18 protein-coding genes are annotated in these 20742 nt (G+C 62.8%); 3 read left to right on the top strand and 15 right to left on the bottom strand.

The genetic code is table 11. The features are described from left to right. Positions 1-25: 25 nt before the first annotated feature. Both ABIB99_RS05025 and deoC read right to left on the bottom strand, forming a co-directional pair. Entirely contained in the window at positions 26-2416 is a 2391-nt protein-coding gene (locus ABIB99_RS05025; protein ID WP_354120624.1) for an aldehyde dehydrogenase family protein, read from the bottom strand. Positions 2417-2418: 2 nt separating this feature from the next. Continuing rightward, positions 2419-3336: a deoxyribose-phosphate aldolase gene (gene deoC / locus ABIB99_RS05020; protein WP_223154031.1), complete on the bottom strand. Its 918-nt coding sequence runs from the start codon at positions 3334-3336 to the stop codon at positions 2419-2421. Positions 3337-3675: 339 nt separating this feature from the next. Between deoC and ABIB99_RS05015 the strand changes: the two genes are divergently transcribed. Then, positions 3676-4470, top strand: coding sequence for a DeoR/GlpR family DNA-binding transcription regulator (locus ABIB99_RS05015; RefSeq protein WP_166342548.1), 795 nt, complete (start codon positions 3676-3678; stop codon positions 4468-4470). 80 nt (positions 4471-4550) lie between these two features. Here ABIB99_RS05015 and ABIB99_RS05010 read toward each other — a convergent pair whose 3' ends face one another. The 13 genes from ABIB99_RS05010 to ABIB99_RS04950 form a co-directional block, all read right to left on the bottom strand. After that, complete coding sequence (locus ABIB99_RS05010; protein WP_247309287.1) at positions 4551-5660, bottom strand: substrate-binding domain-containing protein; 1110 nt, start codon at positions 5658-5660, stop codon at positions 4551-4553. Between the two features lie 147 nt (positions 5661-5807). Beyond that, entirely contained in the window at positions 5808-6800 is a 993-nt protein-coding gene (locus ABIB99_RS05005) for an ABC transporter permease (protein ID WP_354125899.1), read from the bottom strand. Continuing rightward, positions 6797-8323 (bottom strand): sugar ABC transporter ATP-binding protein, encoded by a 1527-nt coding sequence (locus ABIB99_RS05000; RefSeq protein ID WP_502917485.1) that lies wholly within the window; start codon positions 8321-8323, stop codon positions 6797-6799. The genes ABIB99_RS05005 and ABIB99_RS05000 overlap by 4 nt, the downstream gene beginning before the upstream one ends. 339 nt (positions 8324-8662) lie before the next feature. Next, on the bottom strand, positions 8663-8794 hold the full coding sequence (locus ABIB99_RS04995) for a hypothetical protein (protein WP_256468556.1): 132 nt from the start codon (positions 8792-8794) through the stop codon (positions 8663-8665). Positions 8795-8983: 189 nt separating this feature from the next. Next, on the bottom strand, positions 8984-10387 hold the full coding sequence (locus tag ABIB99_RS04990) for an amidase (RefSeq protein ID WP_354174974.1): 1404 nt from the start codon (positions 10385-10387) through the stop codon (positions 8984-8986). Positions 10388-10473: 86 nt separating this feature from the next. Continuing rightward, on the bottom strand, positions 10474-11235 hold the full coding sequence (locus tag ABIB99_RS04985) for an SDR family NAD(P)-dependent oxidoreductase (RefSeq protein ID WP_028151197.1): 762 nt from the start codon (positions 11233-11235) through the stop codon (positions 10474-10476). A 47-nt stretch (positions 11236-11282) separates the two neighbouring features. Beyond that, positions 11283-12008 carry an ABC transporter ATP-binding protein gene (locus ABIB99_RS04980; RefSeq protein WP_166090896.1) on the bottom strand — a complete coding sequence of 242 codons (726 nt, stop codon included), beginning with the start codon at positions 12006-12008 and terminating at the stop codon, positions 11283-11285. Further along, complete coding sequence (locus ABIB99_RS04975; RefSeq protein ID WP_354174973.1) at positions 11998-12717, bottom strand: ABC transporter ATP-binding protein; 720 nt, start codon at positions 12715-12717, stop codon at positions 11998-12000. Before ABIB99_RS04975 ends, ABIB99_RS04980 begins: the two co-directional genes overlap by 11 nt. 2 nt (positions 12718-12719) lie before the next feature. Beyond that, on the bottom strand, positions 12720-13793 hold the full coding sequence (locus tag ABIB99_RS04970) for a branched-chain amino acid ABC transporter permease (RefSeq protein WP_354174972.1): 1074 nt from the start codon (positions 13791-13793) through the stop codon (positions 12720-12722). A gap of 12 nt (positions 13794-13805) precedes the next feature. Further along, complete coding sequence (locus ABIB99_RS04965) at positions 13806-14672, bottom strand: ABC transporter permease subunit (RefSeq protein ID WP_028151201.1); 867 nt, start codon at positions 14670-14672, stop codon at positions 13806-13808. A 99-nt stretch (positions 14673-14771) separates the two neighbouring features. Continuing rightward, entirely contained in the window at positions 14772-15989 is a 1218-nt protein-coding gene (locus tag ABIB99_RS04960; protein ID WP_175618340.1) for an urea ABC transporter substrate-binding protein, read from the bottom strand. Positions 15990-16047: 58 nt separating this feature from the next. Then, complete coding sequence (locus ABIB99_RS04955; protein ID WP_208087657.1) at positions 16048-17046, bottom strand: acetamidase/formamidase family protein; 999 nt, start codon at positions 17044-17046, stop codon at positions 16048-16050. A 17-nt stretch (positions 17047-17063) separates the two neighbouring features. Then, positions 17064-18464 (bottom strand): amidase, encoded by a 1401-nt coding sequence (locus ABIB99_RS04950; RefSeq protein WP_247309273.1) that lies wholly within the window; start codon positions 18462-18464, stop codon positions 17064-17066. Between the two features lie 409 nt (positions 18465-18873). Here ABIB99_RS04950 and ABIB99_RS04945 point away from each other — a divergent pair, with 409 nt between their 5' ends. Further along, positions 18874-20049 (top strand): transporter substrate-binding domain-containing protein, encoded by a 1176-nt coding sequence (locus ABIB99_RS04945; protein ID WP_028151205.1) that lies wholly within the window; start codon positions 18874-18876, stop codon positions 20047-20049. Further along, complete coding sequence (locus ABIB99_RS04940) at positions 20046-20633, top strand: ANTAR domain-containing response regulator (RefSeq protein ID WP_028151206.1); 588 nt, start codon at positions 20046-20048, stop codon at positions 20631-20633. Before ABIB99_RS04945 ends, ABIB99_RS04940 begins: the two co-directional genes overlap by 4 nt. Positions 20634-20742 lie beyond the last annotated feature (109 nt).

Raw genomic sequence — 20742 nt, 5'->3', positions numbered from 1 at the left:
CCCGTATCACCGCAAGGTGACGTCTTTAGTCCCCATAGGGAATCCAGATGTTCTTCACCTGCACCGCGTGGCGGAGCAGGATCGGACCTTCGCTCGCCACCCGGTCGTACCAATCGAGCGCCAGCCCGTGGTCGACCAGCGTCCGCTTGAGGTTGCCGATCGACAGCCGCTCCGCAGCAGTCGAGGCCTCCTGCGAGCCGAACACCCAGAGCGCATCGACGTCGTCATGCTCGGCAAGGACCTTTGCGAGCGCATCGCGCTCGCCGGTGACGATATTGACGACGCCTGCCGGCACATCCGACGTCTCCAGCACCTGATAAAAATCGGTCGCTGCAAGCGGATGCCGCTCGCTTGGGACGGCGACGACGCGGTTGCCCATCGCAATCAACGGTGCCACCAGGCTGATGAAGCCCAGCAACGGGGCCTCGTCCGGACAGGCCACCCCGACCACGCCGATCGGCTCGTGCATGGCAAGCGCCACGCCGCGCAACGGCGGTGCATGGATCGTCCCCTCGTATTTGTCGGCCCAGGCCCCATAGCTGAACAACCGTTCGATACTCGCCTCGACCTCCGCGCGCGCCTTGGCGGGCGAAACGCCGGTCATATCACCGATGCGCCGGGCGAACTCGTCGCCACGCGCGGACAGATTCTCGGCAAGGTAGTAGAGGATTTGGGCGCGATTATGCGTCGTCGCCCGCGCCCACCCCTCGGCCGAGCGCGCAGCGGCCACCGCGTTACGGATATCCTTGCGATTGCCCTCGCCGGCTTCGCCGAGGTGCTTCCCCTTCGGCGACAGCACCGCGCGCGAATAATTTCCGTCGGGACGAACCTGCTTGCCGCCGACGAACAGCTTGGCGGTCCGGTCGATCGACGGCGTGCCAAATCCGGCGCCGTCGTTAGAAGCCGCCGGTGATGGCGGCGGCACCTTCGCCCGCGCCTTCCGCCCGCTCCAGGCTTTCGGCTTGAGATATTCGTAGAGACCTTCCCGGCCGCCCTCGCGACCGAAGCCGGACTCGCGATAGCCACCGAAGCCGACGCTGGCATCGAACAAATTGGTCGCATTGACCCAGACCACGCCGGCCTGAAGCTTCGGCGCGATATCGAGCGCCAGCCCGATGGTTTCGCTCCACACGCTGGCGGCAAGGCCATAGCGCGTGTTGTTGGCGAGCATCACCGCCTCGTCCGGCGTGCGGAACGTCATCGCGACCAGCACCGGGCCGAATATCTCCTCGATCGCCACGGTCGATGACGGATGTACGTTCCAAAGCAAGGTCGGGGGATAGAAGCATCCCTCAGCGGGGATCGGCCCCGGCGCCTGATACTTCTCGGCGCCCTCCTTGACGCCGGTTTCGACCAGCGCCTTGATCCGCTCGAGCTGCACCGGTGCGACCACCGCGCCCATGTCGATCGCCTTGTCGAGCGGCGGACCCACGCGCAGCGTCTCCATGCGGCGGATGAGGCGCTTGCGGAATGTCTCTGCGATCCCTTCCTGCAGCAGAAGCCGCGATCCGGCACAACAGACCTGGCCCTGGTTGAACCAGATCGCATCGACCACGCCTTCCACGGCGCCATCGATGTCGGCGTCGTCGAACACGATGAACGGCGACTTGCCGCCGAGCTCGAGCGTCAGCGACTTGCCGCTGCCTGCGGTCGACTGACGGATCAACCGCCCGACCTCGGTCGACCCCGTGAAGGCGATCTTGTCGACACCGGGATTTTCGACCAGCAACGCGCCGGTGGCGCCATCACCCGTCACCACATTCAACACGCCGGGCGGCAGGCCGGCTTCCGCCGCGAGCTCGGCGAACAGCAGCGCGGTGAGTGATGTGAACTCTGCCGGTTTCAGCACCACGGTGTTGCCGGTCGCCAGCGCGGGCGCGATCTTCCAGGCCAGCATCAGCAGCGGAAAGTTCCAGGGGATGATCTGGCCGATCACACCGACCGGGACATGGTCGGCGAATTCGCGGTCCTGCAATTGTGCCCAGCCGGCGTGATACAGGAAGTGGCGCGCGGCGAGCGGCACGTCGAGATCGCGGGTTTCCCTGATCGGTTTGCCATTGTCGATCGCTTCCAATACCGCGAACAGACGAGCATGACGTTGCAGCATGCGCGCCAGCGCATAGAGATGACGGGCACGACCGTGACCACCGAGCTTTGCCCATGACGACTGCGCCGATCGCGCGGCGCCGACTGCAGCCTCGACATCCGCTGCGATGCCTTGCGCGATCTTGGCCAGCGTCTTTCCGGTGGCTGGCTCAATCGTCGCCAGATGCTTGCCCGAAGCCGGCGCGACGAATTTACCGGCAATGAAATGCCCAAACGTCGCGTCGTGCCGCTTCAGCCAGGCGCGCGCCTCGCCGTCCGCCTCGGGAGCGGGACCATAATCCATGGTCTCAAAATAATGTGCGATACTCATGCTCAGCCCACGGGATGACGGTTGAAGGCCGAGTAGCGGCCGGTGACGTGATGCTCGAGCTGGCGCTCGATGTCGGCGAGCAGGCTCGAGGCGCCGACGCGGAACAGATCCGGCTCGAGCCAATCGCGTCCCAACTCCTCCTTCATCAGGAACTGGTAGTTGAGCACATCCTTCGCCGTCGAGATTCCGCCGGCCGGCTTGAAGCCTATCTTGAAGCCCGTGCGCTCCTCATAGACCCTGATCATGCGCAGCATCGCCAGCGTCACCGGCAGCGTGGCATTGACGCCTTCCTTGCCGGTGGAGGTCTTGATGAAGTCCGCGCCGGCCATCATGCAGACCATCGACGCCTTGGCGACGTTGCGCAGCGTTTTGAGGTCGCCGGTTGCGAGGATCGTCTTCAGATGCGCATCGCCGCAGGCTGCGCGGAAATCCCGGACCTCGGCGTAGAGAGCGCGCCAATCTCCGGTCAGCACATGCTCACGCGTGATGACGATGTCGATCTCCTGCGCACCGTCCCTGACGGACGCCTCGATCTCCTTGAGTTTCAGATCGTGAGGCACGAGGCCTGCCGGAAATCCAGTCGAAACCGCAGCGACCGGGATGTCATGCCCATCGAGCGCTTCGACCGCGGTTGCGACGAAGCGGTGATAGACGCAGATCGCGCCCGTGTGCAGCCCGCGCCCGGCAAAGCCGAGTGCCTCGAGGAGGTCTCTTCGTATCGGGGCCCTCGCCTTGGCACAGAGGCGCTTCACCCGTTCGGCCGTATCGTCGCCGTTGAGTGTCGTCAGGTCGATGCAGGTGATCGCCTTGAGCAACCACGCCGCCTGCGCGTCCTTCTTGACGGTGCGCCGGCCCGGCAGGCTCGCAACGCGGCGCTCGGCGGCGGACAGATTGATCCGGATATCATCGACCCAGTCCATCTCGAGCGCGCGGCCGCTGTTGCGCGCGATCGGATGCGGATGATTGTGATCCCGCGCATGGGGCTGCGCCGGCACCGCGGATGGATTTGATATCAAGACGCCCTGCGCCATCGGTACTCCGCGCAATGCTAGCGAATCGGCTGAAACGGCAGATAGACTGAATGTGCCGATTGCAACATGCGATCCTCCCATCCCTTGGCCGCCGGCGCTTCTGCTGCTCCCGTCGCCGACAGCGAAACGCCTTTCGGGCCAAATGTTATTATTGTAACAGATTGACGTTGCTAAACTCACATCATTGTAAGATCATTGTCAACCGGATAAGCAAGCTCGGTGACGAAAATGACTGAAACACCGACCGCACGCCCCAGCGAGACCCGCGTCCAACGACTGCAACGGCTGCGACGCGCCGTCGAGACGAGCGGCGCACTGCATCTGAAGGACGCCGCAGAGCTGCTGAAGGTGTCGGAGATGACGGTCAGGCGCGACCTTGCCGGGCCCGAGGTGGCGCTCGCCCTGCTCGGCGGCTACGTCGTCAACGCGGCGTCGCCGACCGGGATCAAGTACACATTCGAACAGGAAATCGACCAGCACACACAGGACAAGCGCCTCGCCTGCCGATCCGCAGCCGCCTCGATCAAGGAAGGTGACACCATCTTTATCGATTGCGGCACCACGATGCAGTCGCTGGCGGATTGCCTGCCTGAGGACATGCCTCTTTCGGTGATCTGCTATTCGCTGAACGTCGCCTCGATCGTCACCCACCGGCCAGCGACGCAGGTGATGTTGATGGGCGGGCTCTACCATCCGTCGTCGCAGTCGTTCTCGTCGGATGACGGCCTGTCCTACCTGCGGCGGCTCGGGGTCAACAAGGCTTTCATCTCGGCCGGCGGCCTGCACTGGACCCGCGGCGCCAGCTGCTCGAATTTTCACGAAGTCGCCATCAAGCAGGCCGTCATCGCTACCGCGATGGAGAGCATCCTCGTGGTCGACGCCAGCAAGCTCGGCAGCCTCAAGCCGGCGTTCTTCTCCGACGTCAGCTCATTCTCGCGGATCATCGTCGGTGGCTCCGTGTCGGCAGACACGCGCAAGCACTTCCGCAGCCTTCCCGTCGAATACGTCACCAGCACGGCCTGATCCGGACGGGGGCTGGTTCGCCCGGATCAGGCTTACTGAGCGATGCGCGGTCTCGGTGGATCGCGCATCGCTGTTTCGGGCTAGTTGCAGGCGGGCTTCGCCTTTTTGCAGGCATCCGTCAGCTCGGCCGGCGGGTCCTTCTTGAATACGGTCTTGTAGGACTCCAGCACGTTCGACTGCGTCACCGGCAGCGACTGCACACCGATCCAGCCAGGCGTTTCCTTACCCAGCAGCGCGTTCATCATCGCCATCGCCTCGGCTACGCCCTGGTCGTAGGGACGCTGCGAGCCGGTCGCCTTCAGCGGCCCGCCCTTGGCAATCTCGATCGCCGATTGCAGACCGAGGTCGACCGTCGTCATGGGAATATCGATGCCCTGAGCCCGCATCGAGCTCAGCGTGTCGAGCGCCGGTTGATCCCACACCGCGTACAGTCCCTTGACGTCGGGATTGCCGGTCAGGAAGTCGCCCGCGATCTGCGAGACCTTCGGCGGATCGGTGAAGTCGACCTGCTTCATCTTGATGTCAGGGCGGTTTGCTTTCATCCACTCCCGCACGCCCTTGGTGCGCTCGTTGGTGCTGAAATAGTCGACGCCGAAATTGACGAGACCGATGGTGCCGCCCTGCGCAACGCAGGATGCCAGGATCTGTGCCGCGATCTGGCCATTGCCCTGGCTATCGGCCGAGACCATCGTCGCATATTCCTCGGGATGCTTCAGACCAGTCGGGATGCTGTCCATCAACACGAGCTTGATGCCGGCTTTGGCGATCTTCTTGTAGGTCGGCGCGGTCGCGGTGAAATCGACCGGAATCGAAATGATGCCGTCCGGATGCTGCTGGATCGTGTTCTCGATATCGGCGATCTGCTTGTCCACCTGATATTCGGCGGACGCGACGCCCGTCACCGTCACGCCGTACTTCTTCAGCGTATCGGTGATGCCCTGGATCTGAAGCTGCGACCAGTCGAGGTTGACCGTCTGCATGGAGATGCCGACCTTGAAGTTCTTCTCCTTGATCTTGGCGGCGTCGGCCTCCGACAGCGCGAGCACCTCGGGGGAAGCCGCCTTTTCGCCGTGGGGTCCCTGGCCGACGATCGATTTCGGCCCGAGCTTCGCGAGATCGACACCCTTGACGCAGGTCGCGGGCACTTCGGCGCGAGCCGACGGGATCATCGAGAGGGCGGCAGCGGCCACCAACGCAGTCAAAGGCAAGGTTTGTCGCAAGATTGGTTTCATTGTTTCCTCCATTTTTTGGTCGCCGATTCACCGGAGGGCCAGCGACCTTGCCCCTACCCGCGCAGCGCGATGAACTTGTTGTTCATGCGTCGCGCCAGACGTCGACTAGCGTTTCGTGAAAGCAACCGCGGCAACGATGATCGCGCCCTTGATCACGAGCTGCATCGGCGAGCTCACGCCGAGCAGAACAAGGCCGTTGTTGAGCGTGCCGATGATCAAGCTGCCGAACAGTGTTCCAAGGATGTAGCCGCGCCCGCCGAACAGGCTGCAGCCGCCGAGGATCACCGCGGCGATGACGTCGAGCTCCATGCCCTGCACGACGTCGGGCCGCGCGGCGTGTGAGCGCGCTGACAGCACCAGCGCCGCGAGACCAGCCAGCGTGCCGGTCAGGACGAAGGCTGCAGTCGTGACCCGTTTGGTGTTGATGCCGGAATAGAGCGCCGCGGTCGGGTTGCCGCCGACCGCATAGATGCGCCGGCCGAACACGTTATAGTGCAGCAGCAGGATGCCGATAATCATCGCCGCCAAAGTCCAGGCGATCGGAACCGGTATGCCGAGGAACGTGCCTTCGCCAAAGATCGCGAAATAGGTCTCGTTGGTGATGATCACCGGCTTGGTGTTGGTTACCATCATCGCCAGTCCCCGCGCCATGCTCAGCGAGCCCAGCGTCACCAGGAACGACGGGATCGATAGCTGCGTGGTCAGGATGCCATTGAGCAGCCCGACCAGCGCACCGGTGCCGAGCCCGGCCACGGCCCCCACGATCCAGCTGTTGTTGATCTGGCTCATCGCGAGAGCGGCCGCCATGCCCGACAACGCCAGCGTCGAGGCAACCGACAGATCGATCTGACGCGCGATGATAATAAAGGTCATGCCGACTGCGATGATCGACACCAGCGTGGTCTGGCGCCCGATGTTCAGGAAATTGTCGACCGAGAGAAACCAGGGCGAAGACAGGCTGAACACGACCAGCAGGATCACGAAGGCGATGTACAGCATGTACGGCCGCTCGCCCCGCAGCAAATTCTGGAGAATCTTGCGGCGGCGATCAGATCGGGTCGACGAGGCGACCACGTTGGGAGCAGTCAGTTCGGTCATGCGGGAAGCTCTTGCAAGTGGCCCGGCCCGGAGGCCTGGTACATCTGGAGGAGATGATGCAGCTCTTCGGCATCATCGATCTCGCCGCGCGACAGCGTACGAGCCACACGCCCGTTGACGATCACGGAGATGCGGTCGCAGAGCTCGATCAATTCGACGAGATCGGACGAGACGACCAGGACCCCGCTGCCGTCGCGGACGGCATTCCGGATCACGGCATAGATTTCCTCGCGTGCGCCCACGTCGACGCCGACCGTCGGTTCATCCAGGAGCAGCACGCGCGGCCGCGGATCATTCCATTTTCCGAACACGACCTTTTGCTGGTTGCCGCCGGAGAGCGTCCTGACCAGGCTGAACGCGCCTGGCGCTTTCACCGAAAGCCTGGCGACCGCGGTTTCCGCACGCCTGGCGGCGGCGCGTTGCTGCATCCAGCCCCAGCGCGAGAAGTGGGGAATTCGCGGCAAAGTGACGTTTCGCTCGATCGAATGGTCCAGGACCAGACCCTGCACGTGCCGGTCTTCCGGCACCAGCGCGATGCCCTGCTCGATCGCATCGGCAGGCCCTCTCGGCAGCCATCGCCGGCCCTCGATCTCGATTGCGCCGCTCTCGAGCGGCCGGAGGCCAAACACTGTCTCCAAAATCTCCGTGCGGCCGCTGCCGATCAATCCGGCGAGGCCGTGGATCTCGCCCTTCAGCACGGACAGATCGACGGCGCGAAGCCGGTCGTTGGACACGTCGGACAGCGACAGAACCGGCGACGGATCCAATTCACGCTTCGCGACAGGTTCGGTGCGCGGGCCCGTGGGTGCCGATCGATCGGTTCCGACGATCGCGTTCACCAGCCGCTTCATGTCGGTCTCGCCGGTGACAAACGTGCCTGCGTTAGCGCCATCGCGCAGCACCGTGACGCGCTGCGAGATCTCGAACACCTCATTGAGCCGATGGGTCACATAGATCACGCCGACTCCGCGGCGCGTCGCCTTCCCGATCGCATCGAACAGGATCCGGACCTCATCCGATGTCAGCGAGGAGGTCGGCTCGTCGAGGATCAGAAGCCGGACCTCGCCCATCAGCGCCTTGGCGATCTCCGTCATCTGGCGATAGGCGAAAGGCAGCGAGCCGACAGCCGCTCTCGCATCCAGGGGAATGCCGAGCGCGTTCAGGAATGCCTCGGCCCTGGCCATCAGCGCGCGCTGCCGGACGAAGCCGAAACGCGCACGCGGCTCACGGCCGAGCAACAGATTGTCCGCAACGCTCAAGGATTCGACGAGGCTGAGATCCTGATAAACGACAGCGATCCCCGCCTCGCGCGACTTCGCCGGGCTGTCGAATTCCACCGGCCTGCCGGCGATCTCGATCGTGCCGCTGTCGAGGGCATGAACACCACTGAGAATCTTGATCAGGGTAGATTTTCCCGCGCCGTTCTCGCCCAGTAGCGCATGGACCTCGCCGGCGCGAACCTCGAGGTTGACGTCACGCAGCGCTCGCACGCCGCCGAAGCGCTTGTTGATGCCACTGACCATCACAAGCGAGGTCGACGACCGAGGTTCTGCTGCAACCGAACCGGACAGTTCCAAACTTTCCTCCCGTCGCCCCGCAAGACGCTGGTACGATGGTGACATATTGTTATTTTTGCAACTTATACTGTTATAATTCTATCATCTCCGTCGACCTGTCAATGGCGGATCACGTCGCGGGGCCGGATCTAGCCCTGGCCCTATCTCGATTTGTGCGGTTGCGAACGTCAGTACAGCCGGCCATGCCAGCGCGGATCTGTTCAACATCAGGAACGGACCAAGGCATCACGACGCGCTCCATTCGCGTCCTGGCGGCAAGCACCCGATCATCAAATGGGGAGCGCGCTATCCCCAGGCCTTGAAATCAGCCTCGCTCATGACGTTCTGCCTCCCGATGATGACCGCGATGGAGAGCGCCAGCCCGACCGACGATGCGGCGGCGAATATGGCGGTGCCGTCGTCTACGTTGCGGAGCACTCGCGTCCGGTGGCGCGGGCTGCTCACCGGCTGGAGCCAGATCGAAGTCGTACGACTCGAACACCGTGCCGAGGGTCGTGGCCATCAGTTCCGCTGACGAATTTTCGTTTCGACGTGCTCAGCGTCTCCCCTCTCTGAACTCGACCCATGATTGATTTTCGGATAGGCATCCTAGAATTCCGAAGATCTTCATTCGCCAAGGGCGCGTCGCGTATGCCAATCCGTCACTGATTGGAAAGCATACCCGGCGCGGGCAAGCGTATCTTCGGACAGATGCGGGCCGACGAGCTGCATGCTGAGAGGCAACCCGTCCGCCGCCATGCCGTTCGGTAGCGTGATGGTCGGGCTGCCCGAGAAGTCGAATACCGCCGTGAAGCGCAGGATGCTGAGCAGCACGTTCGGATCGGCGCCGTATTCGCCCATCTTGGTCAGCGTTGGGATCGGAACGGGCATGGTGGGAATCAGGAGCAGGTCAATATCGCCGAACAGCGCCGCGAGGCTGCCGCAGAACTTCAACCGCTCATGATGGATCTGAGCGATCTCGAGGCCGCTGATCGATCTGCCCTGCTCGATCAGCTGCGCCAGATCCGGACCGTATTCCGACTTCCGCGACGGATAGGTCTCGAGATGCGCCTCTGCGGTCTCGATGGAGCACATCGGAATCCACATGCTCACGAGCTTCTCGTAAGCTGGGAACTTGACCTCACGAATATCGGCACCGAGGTCCGCAAGCGTACGCTCCGCTTCCAGCAAGGCGGCGACCACCTGCGGATCGATCCCGTCCTGCGTGTAGCTACGGTCCACGCCAATCCGTAAGCCTCGCACGCCGTCACCGATCCCCGCCAGATAGTTCGGCACCGGCGCCTGAAGGGCGGTCGGATCATTGACGTCTGCGCCCGCGATGACGCCGAGCATGGCCGCGGCATCGGCTGCGGTCCGGCACATCGGCCCGACATGGTCGAGAGAGTCAGCCAGCGGGAAGACGCCGTGACGGCTCACACGTCCCCAGGTGGGCTTGATCCCGGTCAGCCCGCACGTCGCCGACGGAAACCGGATCGAGCCGCCGGTGTCGCTGCCGATCGAGCCAAAGCAAAGTCCCGCCGAAGTGGCCACGCCCGATCCGCTTGAGGAGGAGCCGACCCAGTAGTCGGCCCCCCAGGGATTGAGCGGCGCTTGGTCGTCGGGATGATGGCTCGTATAGGCGCCCTCGGTCATTTTTAGCTTGCCGAGCGTGACGGCGCCGGCGTGTTCGAGCCGGTCCACGATCGTCGCGTTGAAGGAGGGGACGAACTTAGCGTGGATCGTGGTACCACCAGCGGTCGGCGCGAAAGTGGTGTAGCAGAGATCCTTCAATCCGATCGGCACGCCGTGCAGCGGCCCGCGCCAGATGCCCTTGGCAAGCTCGGCGTCACAGCGCCTCGCCTGCGCCATGGCCCGCTCGGCGAGGACGAGCGCGTAGCCGTGAAACTTCTGATCGAGCTTCGCGATCCGGCCCAGCATCACCTCGGTCACTTTCGAAGGAAGAAGCTCGCCGCGGCGGAACAGCTCGGAGATTTCGATGATCGACTTGTAGTGAATTGGATCTGCTGACATCTGACTGTCCTGCTGTTGTCGGAAACGGCTTCGCCCACCGGCACCGCAGACGGCCCGGTTTCGTGACTGCGCTACTCAGGGAGCGCCTAGAACTGCACGCCGCGCGTGAGGGCACCGTCGACCACGAGGTTGGTCCCCGTGATGAAACTCGCTGCCTTGCTGGCAAGGAACACCGCACCGTTCGCCATTTCCTGCGGCGTGCCCATGCGGCCGGTCGGATTCAGCGCCAGCGCGGTCTTGTACAGCTCGGGATTGCCGTCCTTGATCTGATTCCAGACACCGCCCTCGAAATAGGTGTTGCCCGGCGACACCGAATTGGCGCGGATGCCTTTGCTAGCAAGCTGGAAGGCGAGACCTTGCGTATAGTGGATGATCGCGGCCTTGAACGTGCCGTAGGGGCCGCTCGCGAAGTCAACCTCCCGCCCTGAAACGCTGGAGATGGTCACGATCGCCGCGGCCTTGCTCTTCTCGAGATACGGCATCGCCGCATTGACCAGCCGCACGGTGCCCATCATGTCGGTGGAGAATTCCTTCTCCCAGCTCTCCTCGTCCTGTCCGATCGACAGCGCACTGACATTGGCGACCACGACGTCGATGCCGCCAAGCTTCGAGGCCATGTCCTCGACCCAGGCCTTGAGCGCCGGGCCGTTGGAGACATCGACCGAACGACCAAAGGCAGCGACGCCCTTCGCCTTGATCGCGGCGACTGCGCTATCGACGTCGGCCTGGTTGCGCGCGCAGATGCCGACATCCGCGCCTTCCGCCGCGAATGTGTCGGCGATCGCCCTGCCGATCCCCTTGGTGCTGCCGGTGACGAGAACCTTTGCTCCCTTGAGTCCCAGATCCATGTCCATTCCCTCCCTATTGACGACTTGAAAACATGCCATGCGGCCGTTCAGAGCAAGAGCTGCTCGCGGACATTGTCCTCGTTAACCTCGCCACCCGCCAGCGACTGCGCGATCTTGCCCTTCTCCATGATGTAACAACGCTCGGCGATTGCCAGGATCGTGTCCAGGTTCTGCTCGACGAAGATGATGGTGGTCCCGAGCTCGTTCCGGAACGATCTCAGCGCCTCGCAGATGTGCTGGACGATCGAGGGCTGGATACCCTCGGACGGCTCGTCCAGGATCATCAAGGACGGATTACCGATCAGCGCGCGGCCTATGGCGAGCTGTTGCTGCTCGCCGCCCGACATCGTGCCTGCGGCCTGCCGCCGGCGTTCCTTCAGTCGCGGAAAATACTCATAGACGAGTTCAGGCAGCTTCTTGCCGCCGGGACCGCCGATCAACTCGCCGACCTGCAGGTTTTCCTCGACGGTCATCTGCGGAAAGACATCGCGTCCCTGCGGGATATAGCCGAAGCCCGCCCTCGCCCGCGCGTCGGCTTCGAGCTTTGTTACGTCCTGCTCCATGAAGCTGATCGTGCCACGCCAGGTTTGCAGCAAACCGATCAGGCACCGCATCAGAGTCGACTTGCCGACACCGTTACGGCCGATCACGCCGACAATCTCGCCGCGGGAGACCGACATGGTGACGCCCTGCAAAATCGGCGTCGCACCATATCCCGCCCATAATTCCGATACGTCCAGAATCCGGTCAGTGGGATTGGGTTTAGTGAGCATGGGTCTTACCGAGATAGATTTCCGCGACCTTTTCATCCTGCAAAATGCTTTCGAGATCGCCGCGTGCGAAAATCTTGCCGAGATGCAGCACCGTGACGCGCTGGGCGACCTGGCGCACGAAGGCCATGTCATGCTCGACGACAAGGACCGTCATGCCCTCTGCATTGAACGACTTGATCAGCTCGCCGGTCTTGAAGGTTTCCTCCGGCGACATGCCGGCAGTCGGCTCGTCCAGCAGCAGGAGCTGCGGCTTCAGCGCCAGCGCCATCCCGATCTCGAGCCATTGCTGCTGGCCATGCGACAGCGCACCCGCGAGCTTATCGCTGTCCGGCCCCAGGTTGAGCAGGGTCAGCAGGCGATCCTCCTCGGCGATGCGTTCCGCGCCGGACAGTCGTTCCTGGAGCGCAGTCTGGATGTTTTGCCGAACCGGCAGCTCCTTGAACACGCTCGGAGCCTGCATCTTGATGCTCATGCCTCGCTGCACGCGTGCGTAGGGACGCTCCTTGGTGATGTCGACGGTATCGAACAGGATGCTGCCCTGGCTCGGCGGGTAGAGACCCACGATCAGCTTGAACAATGTGCTCTTGCCGGCGCCATTGGGTCCGATCAGGCAGTGGACCTCGCCGGCGTTGACCGTGAGGTCGACGTCGGAGACTGCGGTCAATCCGCCAAAACGCTTGGATACGCCTTTGACTTCGACCAGCGCCATGATCAGGACTCTTCCGACTGCAAGCGACCAGCCTCCGCCATGACGGGGCTATCATCGCGCCGCCGACGCCCGCTCCACCAGTCGGCAGCAAGCTTGCCGATGCCGAGCACAAAACCCTGCGGCGCCAGCATCACCGTGGCGAGCAGCAGCGCTCCCATCAGCACGAGTGCTGCCTGCTGGCTGTAGACCGTGATGGTCTGAAAGCCGAACAGCAGCAGGAACGATCCAACCAGAGTTGCGGTCAGATCGCTCCGTCCGGAGAAAGCCACCCATACGATGGGCATCGCCGCCGCAGGCAGGCCGATGCTGGACGGCGTGATGAATTGGCCCCAGGACGTGTACAGCGCACCACTCAGCCCTGCGAGGCCGCTGCCGATCACGAAGGTCAGGAGCTGGTATTTCCGGACGTCATAACCCAGCATCTCGGCGCGCTGCGGGTTCTCGCGCGTCGCCACGATGACGTTGCCGATGCCCGAATTCACGAGCATGCGCAGCGCGAGATAGACGATCACGATCAGCGCGATCATGACGTAGTAGAGCGCCGATCCCTCGATATAGAAGTCGCCGACGGCGAGCGGGTCCATGCCCTTCATGCCGTTGAAGCCATTCAGCCGCGCCGGGCCGATGTGCCATTCCGGCCCCGCCGTCTGGCCGAGGAAGAAGGCAAGCACCAGCGTCGCAGACAGCGTCACGATCCCGAAGAAGATGCCGTTGATGCCACCCCAGATCATGAAGTAACCGAGGATGCCCGCCGCCAGCATCGCAAGGACAACGGACAGCGCGAGCGCGGCGATCGTTGCGGTGCCGCCACCCATGTTAATCGCGAGCACGCCATAACCGTAACCGGCGATGCCGAAGAACAAGGTCTGGCCGAACGAAAGCATCCCGCCATAGCCCCACATCAGGCAGAGGCCGAGCGCCATGAATATCCAGATCAGGAAATAGGCGAAATTCCCTACATCATAGGAGTCGGCGAACAGCGGATATGTCAGTGCGCCCGCGAGCACTGCAAGGAAGCAGGACCAGAAGATCTTGCCACGTCCGAGCGTCTGCGGACCTTCCAGCAGCTTGAACATCACAAATTCCCTTTAGCGCCCACGACGAACCAGAACGCTGGAAAGCCCCTCGGGCAACACCCGAATGATCAAAATAACGGCGACCAGCATGCCAATCTGTCCGATGATCTGGCCGTAGCTCGCGTTCAGCGCCATCCGGATCATCGCCAGGAATACAGCGGCCGGCGCTGTTCCGAGCAGCACGTTTGCCCCTCCAATGACGACCGTAACGAAGCTTTCGACCACGAAGGTCGCCCCCATGGTCGGGATCAGCGTCATCGTTGGCGCGTAGAGCGCTCCACAAAGTCCGGCAAGGCCGGTGCCGATCCCGAAACTGATCGAATAGATTCGGCCCGTTCGCGCGCCCAGCGCCTTCGCCATCGCCGCATTCTGCATCGTCGCCCGGGCGATCACACCAAAGCGCGTCTTCATGAAAACGATGTAGAGACCGCCCAGCACGGCCACCGCGCAACCGAACAGAACCAGACGATAGGTCGAAAATGTATAGCCGCCGATTGCGAAGCTTCCTTCGGGCGTTCCGATGCCCCGCACGGCTGAACCGACAATCAGGAGCATCGATTGCGTCACGATGAGGCTGAGCCCCCAAGTGGCGAGCAGAGAATCCAGCGGCCGCTTGTAGAAGCGCCGCACGATCAGGAACTCGACGGCGACACCGATGAGCCCCGCCGTCAGCGCGGCCAGGATCTGGGCAATCGCAAGCGGAACGCCCAGATTCACCAGGCCGACGGTGACATAGGCGCCGCACATGATGAACTCGCCATGCGCCATATTGATGACGCCCATCATGCCGAACACGATAGCGAGACCCGCGGCCGAGAGAATGAGGAACGCGAACACGTCGGCGAACTGATAGAATACCGAGAATACTTCAGCCGACATCTTGGTCCCTTTGCCGATCCCGGCGCCGCATCGTTGCGGCGCCGGCCTTGTCCAAGAGCGCAACTCTCCAATACGAGCAAAATCCGTGCCCGTCAGGCGTCACGATTTCTTCGGGAGATGGCTCGGCGTGTATTGGTCCTTGTCGTTCTTCTTGGTGAGATCGCAACCGATTTCGCCAAGCCAGTACGGCTGGATCGTCCCATAGTCCTTCTCGACCTTCACCTCATGCTTCGGCCCGACCGAGATCAGGCGCATGCGGTGCGAGGTGTGCTGGCTCTTCGGATCGATGCACACCTTGCCTTCGGGAGCGTCGATGCATGCATCGCCGGTCGCGATGACCTTGCGCATGTCGTCGAGCTTGATCGACTTCGCCTTCTCGACCAGCGCCTTGTACATGTAGAGCGCATTATAGGCATTGTAGCCCATGTCGTTGATGTAGAGCTCGTCAGGGAATTTCGCGTGCCAGCGCTTCTTGAACTCGGTAGCCTCTGGCGTGTCGATCTCCTCGAACCAATTCGCAGTCGCATGCATGTTGTTAAGCGCCGGCGGCTTGAACCGCTTGTGCTCGAAGCCGAGCATGACCTTGATCGACGATCCCATCGGCAGATTGAGGTTGGCCGCAGCCGCCTGCTCGAAGAATGAATCCTGGGCAGCGCCGACATTGATCGTGAGCAACCAATCCGGCTTCGCCTTCTGGATGTTCTGGATGGTCTGCGCGAACTGCGACACGCCGAGCGGAATGAACTCCTCGCCGACGACCTCGCCGCCGAGATCCTTCATGATCTTGCGGTTCCACTCCGCCGAGATCTGACCAAAATTGTAATCGGCGGCGATGACATAGACCTTCTTGCCGAACTTCTCGACCATCCATGGAATCAGCGTCGAGAATTGCTGCTCCGGCACCGCGCCCATGCTGATCATGCTGGCGTCGCAGACGCCGCCTTCATACTGGTTGGTGTAGAAATAAGGCGTCGAGGTGCGGTCGACGATGGGACGCAGCGCCTCGCGCGAGGCCGAGGTGATGCCGCCGATCAGCACGTCGACCTTGTCGCGGTTGAGCAGTCGACGGCCGAACTCCTGATAGCGCGCGTTGTCGCCCTGCGGATCGAGGTGAATCAACTCGATCTGCCGACCAAGGATACCGCCGCTCTTGTTGATCTCCTCGACGGCCAGCTGAGAGCCGTGCAGCTTCGGCATGCCCATGAAGGCGAGATCGCCTGACACGTCCTCGAGCAGACCCACCTTCAATGGCGGTTCCGCCGCCCGAGCAACACTCACCCCCGCCGCTGTACCGAGCATAGCGCCGAGCAAGACCATTCCGAGCTTACGTCCCGAATTCATCGTGATATCCCCTGTTTCTGAAAGCGGCTGAATGTCATGGCTTGAGGTAATTCTTCAGGATCGATGCGCCCATCGTGTATTTTGGGTCGACCATGTTGCCGAGGCGCATGCGGCCGGCCTGGCTGAGCAGCATGTAGGCGTCGATCTCGTCGAAGCCGTAGTCGGCCGCCATCCAGCGCACGAGCTCGCGATAGGCGATACGCGCCGCGTCCTCGAGCGGACGCGCGCTGCCGATCGTCATGATGAAGTCCTTGGTCTCGAGCCGCGGCCAGGCAAAGCTCCAGTTCTTGATCAGGTCGACCTGCAGCGTGACGGTCGCGCGCTGCTCGAGCGCCACGCCGGAGAGCTCACCGTCGCCTTGCGTCGCATGGCAGTCGCCGACGTAGAGCATCCCGCCGTCGGTATGCACCGGGAAGTAGATGATCGCGCCAGGCGCGACGTCGGGCAGATCCATGTTGCCGCCGTGGTAGTCAGGCTGCAGCGACGAGATCGCCTCGATCTCCGGCGAGACGCCGATGGTGCCGATGAACGGCTCGTAGGGCAGCGTAATCTTGTCGTTCCAGCGCACGCCGTTCCTGTCGACATGCAGCTTTTTCACGCGCTCCGGCAATGGCGGATTGAGCAGTGCCGTCGAGCTTGTCCCGACGAGTCCGCCGAACTCAGGAATAATGCAGGTCGTGCCGGCCGGCTGCTCGCCGCGGGTCTCGACGTCGCGGATGTAGATCGCGAGGCAATCGCCCTTCTTGGCGCCCTTAACCGCGATCGGCCCGCATTGCGGGTTCAGATAGGGAAAGTTCAGTTTGGCGGTGGGGCTGTCGCTCTCGCTGGTGAGCACACCGCCGAAGGCATCCTCCGTCTCGACAACCACCACTCCGCCGGGGTCGATCGACAGGGTCGGCTTTGCATAGGGACCGTAGACGTAGTGGAAGCCGCCCTGCTCTTCGATCGTCAGGCTATGCGTCGCCCCGGTCGCGCCTTTGGCGACCGCACGCTTGGCCATGATGGAATTCTTCAACCAGTCTTCTGCGGGCATACGATTGGCTCCTCAACTCAGATCCCGGGATGACGCTTGTGCCAGTCGGTAACGCGCTGGAACGCATCGCCCGCGCGAACGAGGCCGGCCTCATCGAAATGACGACCGACGAACTGGAAGCCAACCGGACCGCCATTCGCGGCGAAGCCGCCGGGTAGCGTCACGGTCGGGCTTCCCGTCATGTCGAACGGGCATGTGAAGCGAAGCAAGCCTGCGATCAGCGAGGCGTCCTCGCCGAGCGACGCCATCTTGCCGAGCGTGGGCGCGGCGAATGCCTGGGCCGGCACTGCGAGGAGATCGACCGATTCGAACAGAAGGCGGACGGCGCCACGAAACGCTTCGCGCCGGAGCACGATCTTCTGATAGTCCATGCCGGACTGCTGCCGACCGAGATCGAGCAGGCCAGCGAGTGCCGGGCCGTACTCGTCCTTGCGCGCGGGATAGGTGTCCTCGTGTGCGACGGCGACCTCGATGCCGCACAGCGGGAACCAGTCGTCGATGACCGCCTTGGGATCGGGGAACGTAATCTCCTTGATCTTCGCGCCGAGATCGGCCGCTACACGCAGACCCTCGGTCAACACCCTGGCCGCATCGCCATCGGTGCCTTCGCTGGTCCAGCGCCGGTCGACGCCGATCGTCACGCCGCGAAGGTCGCCGGACAAACTGGCGAGATAGTCAGGCACGGGCAGCGGAACCGACGTCGTGTCCTTGGGGTCCTGACCCGCGATCACGCCGAGGATGGCGCCGCAATCGACCGCGCTCCTTGCCATCGGGCCGATATGATCCAGCGTCGCCGCAAGCTCGAATGCGCCGTAGCGGCTGACGCGTCCCCAGGTCGGCTTGAGCCCGGTGACGCCGTTAGCCGCGGACGGAAAGCGGATTGATCCGCCCGTATCGGTGCCGAGCGAGCCGAAGCAGAGGCCCGCCGCAGTAGCGACGCCGGAGCCGCTCGAGGATGCGCCGGGCCAGAGATCCGCGTTCCACGGGTTCTTCGGTGGGTCGATCTTCGGGTGATGATCGGCGTAGGCGCCCTCGGTTTGCTGCAGCTTGCCGAGGATGATGGCGCCGGCATCCTTCAACCGCGCAACTACCGTTGCATCCTCGGAGGGACGGAAATCTCGATGAATGGTCATGCCATGGGCCGCCGGCGCGCCCTTGGCCCAGCAGAGATCCTTGACCGCCACTGGCACACCATGCAGCGGCCCCTTGATCTTGCCGGAAGCGATCTCCTTCTCGGCCGTGGCAGCGTCCGCGAGCGCCGAGTCAGCCATCACATAAGCGAAACTCTTGAGCTTGCCGTCGAGATTCTCGATCCGCCCGAGCATCGCTTTGGTCGCTTCGACCGGCGACAGCTCCTTCGCCTGGATCTTCCGCCCGACGTCGACGAGTCCGAGATAGTGGAGATCTGTTGCCGCCATCGTTCTTCATCCTCACACTCGATGTGACGCGCGGTCGTCTCCGCGCATGCGTCACCGTTCTGGCGACGCGGACGCATCGCCAGCTTCCTTGGCGGCAAACGAAAAAAGCCACCCGTCCCTCCCGAATGAGGCGACGAATGGCTCAAATGCCGCGGCTATGATCTATCGCTTAGGGGCCGCAATCGAACGAAGCACTTAGTGCAAGGAGCTGGACGTCATCGGCCAGATCGGCGCACGCGAGGTTCGACAGGTAGCCCTGTAGGAGAAAAGTCTAAGTAACTGCCCATCGCATTGTCAACGATGCTCTCTGCCTAAATTTCGATAGTGCTGCGCAGCAAAACGGCAAGCGACTTGCACTGTCATCGCCGATGATGATTTCATATTCGCGTTGCACTACCGAAAGTCGTCAATGACAAAACCGTCTGTTCCCGTTGGCATCATCTGCTCGCAGTCCGGGCCCTATCAGGCCATGGGCCGCGAGATCCTCAAGAGCGCGATGATGGCGGTCGACGAGATCAACAACCAGACGGAGTTCGGCTTCTCGATTGCCGCTCATATCCGCGATCCTCGCGGCATCATCTCCGAATACCATACGGTCTGCGACGATCTCATCCGCAATGTCGGCGTCGAGCACATCATCGGCTGCTACACGTCGGCGTCGCGCAAACAAGTTCTGCCGATCGTGGAGCGCACCGATCGCCTGCTCTGGTATCCTGCGCGCTATGAAGGCTTCGAGTGCTCCGACAACGTCATTTATGTCGGCGCCTCGCCCAATCACAACGTCCTGCCGCTCGTCCGGTACGTGCTCGACAATCTGTCCCGGGAGATCTTCTGCGTCGGCTCCAACTACGTTTGGACATGGGAGACCAATCGCGTCACCCGGGAGTTGGTCAGCGCGGCAGACGGCCACATCCTGGCCGAACGGCTGCTCGAACTCGGCGAAAGCGCCGTCGGGCACATCGTCGACGAGATCGTCCGCCGCAAGCCGCCGATCGTCTTCAACACGTTGGTCGGAAGCTCGAGCTACGACTTCATTCGCGCCTTCCACGCCGGCACCAAGGCCGCCGGGCTCGAGATTCCGATGCTGAGCTGCAGCCTGTGCGAACCGGAACTGTCGATCGTCGGACCGGCGTCGGCCGGCTGCATCACGTCATCGGCCTATTTCGAGAGCATCCGCCTGCCGGAGAACCGCGCATTCGTTGCACGCTGGAAGGCGCGCTATGGCGACGACAGCAGCCCCTCGGTCGACGGGCAGTCCGCCTATGTCGCCGTCTATCTGCTGGCGCGCGCGTTGCAGCGCGCTGGCACATCGAGTATCGCCGAGGTGCGGCGCGCCGCGGCCGGCCATCGCTACAATTCGCCGCAAGGACCGGTCTGGATCGACGGCGGCAACAATCATTGCGTCCTTACACCGCGGCTTGCCGTTTCCAATCCGCGAGGACAGTTTGATATCTTCTGGGAAGCCGACGCGCCTGTTAAGCCTGATCCTTACCTGACGCAGCTCGACGTTGCCGTCAGCCCTTCGAGGGAGACCTCGGCGGGCGGCGCATTGCCGAATGCGCCGCATTTGCGGGTTGTAAAATGAGCAGACCGTCTTCATTTTCGCTGCGCGGGCGTAAGGCAATCGTCGCCATCAAGGACGAACGCGACGCAACCATCGTGCGACGCCAGTTCGAGCGTCTTGGGGTCGACAGCATCGCGTGGGAGCCGACAGAGGCGATCGACTTCGCGCCGGATCTGGCGTTGATCGATGACGAGTTCCTGCCTTTGACGCAACCGGCACGACGCGCGTTCCTGGGACGCTGCCCGGTCATCGCCCTGCTCGGCACCGAAACGCCGAGCCGGCTGAAGCTAGTGTTCGAGCTCGATCCAGCCTCGTTCCTGGTCAAGCCGTTGCGCTCGGCCGGCATCTACGCGGCGCTCGTCATGGCAATCGAGCGAAGCGAACGCACCAACGAATTGAAGCAGCAGGTTGTCAAGCTCGAGCAGCGTCTTCGGTCGCGTCGCGTCGTGCTCGCCGCCGTTCTCCAGGTGATGCACTCGCACGCGCTCGCAGAACCAGCCGCCTTTGCGCTGATCCGCAAAGCCGCCATGGAACAACGCAAGACGATCGAAGAGCTTTCGGCGGAGATTACCGCCAAGGGCATGCTCCCGCGCGCAACCGGCTAGCTCACTTCCATACGTGTGTATTCCTCACCGCACTTCGCCTGACCTACCGGCAATGGTGGGGCGTAGGCTGATCTACGCCGAATGGCTCAAGTTTCGCGAGGACATCGTG

Origin of the sequence: Bradyrhizobium sp. LA6.1 (assembly GCF_040547805.1) — a bacterium.
GTDB lineage: Bacteria > Pseudomonadota > Alphaproteobacteria > Rhizobiales > Xanthobacteraceae > Bradyrhizobium > Bradyrhizobium barranii.
Note: the sequence above shows the minus strand (reverse complement) of the source record. Positions and strands in the feature narration are given on the sequence as shown.

Bases quoted from the DNA above. Each gene is read 5' to 3' on its own strand.
- ABIB99_RS05025 (WP_354120624.1), bottom strand. From the start codon at position 2,416: ATGAGTATCGCACATTATTTTGAGACCATGGATTATGGTCCCGCTCCC.
- deoC (WP_223154031.1), bottom strand. From the start codon at position 3,336: ATGGACTGGGTCGATGATATCCGGATCAATCTGTCCGCCGCCGAGCGC.
- ABIB99_RS05015 (WP_166342548.1), top strand. From the start codon at position 3,676: ATGACTGAAACACCGACCGCACGCCCCAGCGAGACCCGCGTCCAACGA.
- ABIB99_RS05005 (WP_354125899.1), bottom strand. From the start codon at position 6,800: ATGACCGAACTGACTGCTCCCAACGTGGTCGCCTCGTCGACCCGATCT.
- ABIB99_RS05000 (WP_502917485.1), bottom strand. From the start codon at position 8,323: ATGGTCAGTGGCATCAACAAGCGCTTCGGCGGCGTGCGAGCGCTGCGT.
- ABIB99_RS04990 (WP_354174974.1), bottom strand. From the start codon at position 10,387: ATGTCAGCAGATCCAATTCACTACAAGTCGATCATCGAAATCTCCGAG.
- ABIB99_RS04985 (WP_028151197.1), bottom strand. From the start codon at position 11,235: ATGGATCTGGGACTCAAGGGAGCAAAGGTTCTCGTCACCGGCAGCACC.
- ABIB99_RS04980 (WP_166090896.1), bottom strand. From the start codon at position 12,008: ATGCTCACTAAACCCAATCCCACTGACCGGATTCTGGACGTATCGGAA.
- ABIB99_RS04975 (WP_354174973.1), bottom strand. From the start codon at position 12,717: ATGGCGCTGGTCGAAGTCAAAGGCGTATCCAAGCGTTTTGGCGGATTG.
- ABIB99_RS04970 (WP_354174972.1), bottom strand. From the start codon at position 13,793: ATGTTCAAGCTGCTGGAAGGTCCGCAGACGCTCGGACGTGGCAAGATC.
- ABIB99_RS04965 (WP_028151201.1), bottom strand. From the start codon at position 14,672: ATGTCGGCTGAAGTATTCTCGGTATTCTATCAGTTCGCCGACGTGTTC.
- ABIB99_RS04960 (WP_175618340.1), bottom strand. From the start codon at position 15,989: ATGGTCTTGCTCGGCGCTATGCTCGGTACAGCGGCGGGGGTGAGTGTT.
- ABIB99_RS04955 (WP_208087657.1), bottom strand. From the start codon at position 17,046: ATGCCCGCAGAAGACTGGTTGAAGAATTCCATCATGGCCAAGCGTGCG.
- ABIB99_RS04950 (WP_247309273.1), bottom strand. From the start codon at position 18,464: ATGGCGGCAACAGATCTCCACTATCTCGGACTCGTCGACGTCGGGCGG.
- ABIB99_RS04945 (WP_028151205.1), top strand. From the start codon at position 18,874: ATGACAAAACCGTCTGTTCCCGTTGGCATCATCTGCTCGCAGTCCGGG.
- ABIB99_RS04940 (WP_028151206.1), top strand. From the start codon at position 20,046: ATGAGCAGACCGTCTTCATTTTCGCTGCGCGGGCGTAAGGCAATCGTC.